Origin of the sequence: Teichococcus deserti (assembly GCF_001982615.1) — a bacterium.
GTDB classification, from domain to species: domain Bacteria; phylum Pseudomonadota; class Alphaproteobacteria; order Acetobacterales; family Acetobacteraceae; genus Pseudoroseomonas; species Pseudoroseomonas deserti.
Genome location: NZ_MLCO01000386.1, coordinates 1 through 786 on the forward strand (window position 1 = coordinate 1; position 786 = coordinate 786).

2 protein-coding genes are annotated in these 786 nt (G+C 76.5%); both read left to right on the forward strand.

Annotation, left to right across the window (positions count from 1 at the left end; translation table 11 throughout):
* Positions 1-246 (forward strand): hypothetical protein (locus tag BKE38_RS32520; protein WP_420014340.1); only part of this gene is annotated, 246 nt, incomplete at its 5' end.
* Positions 247-275: 29 nt separating this feature from the next.
* A partial coding sequence (locus tag BKE38_RS27675) for a TAXI family TRAP transporter solute-binding subunit (RefSeq protein WP_474104353.1) occupies positions 276-786 on the forward strand: 511 nt, incomplete at its 3' end.

Consider the following 786-nt stretch of genomic DNA (forward strand, 5'->3'; position numbering starts at 1 on the left):
GACGGGATGCTGGCGCTGCGCGACATCTCCGCCGCGCGCCGGCTCTACGCCTATGCCGCCGAGGCCGGCAGCGGCCGCGCCGCCACCGGGCTGGGGCGCACCTACGACCCGGTCTTCCTGGCCCGCATCGGCGCCGAGGGCATCCGCCCCGACCCGGCGCTGGCGGCGCGCTGGTACCAGATCGCCGCCCGGCTGGGCGAGGCGGCGCCGGCCGCGCCCCCGATGTCCCGCCCGGCGCCGCGCTGAGCCGCCCCTCCCTGGAGATGAGCCGCCCCATGACCATGCATCCCCTTCCCCGGCGCGCCGCGCTGCTGGCCGGCGCCGGCCTGCTGCTGGGCGGCCCCGCGGCCCTGGCGCAGACGCCGCGCCCGGGGCGCAGCCTGGCCGAGACGACGCGGGCGGCGAATGCCGGCACCGTCGGCATCGTCTCGGGCGGCGTCGACGGCACCTATGTCCGCATCGCCGCCGACCTGGCCGCGGTGCTGGACGACGGCGAGGCGCTGCGGGTGCTGCCGGTGATCGGCAAGGGCTCGCTGCAGAACCTGTCCGACCTGCTCTATGTGCGCGGCATCGACGTCGCCATCGTGCAGTCCGACGTGCTGGCGGCGGCGACGCGCGACCGGCTGTTCCCCGGCGTCGGCCAGCTCGTGCAGTATGTCGCCAAGCTTTATGACGAGGAGGTGCATGTCCTGGCCCGCCGCGACATCGAGCGGGTCGAGGACCTGGCGCGCCGCCCGGTCAATGTCGACCTGCGCGGCAGCGGCACGGCGATGACCGCCTCGGTGC